At 51.1% G+C, this 237-nt stretch carries 1 protein-coding gene; it reads left to right on the forward strand.

Annotated elements, in window-relative coordinates; all coding sequences use genetic code 11:
• Nucleotides 1–16: 16 nt before the first annotated feature.
• Nucleotides 17–237: JmjC domain-containing protein (locus tag R0J87_RS24575; RefSeq protein ID WP_498889655.1), on the forward strand; the 221-nt coding region annotated here is incomplete at its 3' end.

Consider the following 237-nt stretch of genomic DNA (forward strand, 5'->3'; position numbering starts at 1 on the left):
GCATTGGCGGGTCGGCATGCCAGATCCCTCTTTACAACAACTCTGCCCTCACCCGCGGCTGTTACAGGTTAGCCCTTTTAACGCCTGCATTGACGTTATTACCGAACCAGGTGACATACTGTATATTCCGCCGGGATGTCCGCATGACGGTATCAGCCTGGAAAACAGTCTGAATTATTCAGTGGGTTTCAGAGCACCAGCACAAAAAGATTTACTGACGGGTCTGGCAGACTACCT

This window comes from Halomonas sp. SIMBA_159 (genome assembly GCF_046536035.1).
In the GTDB taxonomy this organism is placed as follows: domain Bacteria; phylum Pseudomonadota; class Gammaproteobacteria; order Pseudomonadales; family Halomonadaceae; genus Vreelandella; species Vreelandella venusta_A.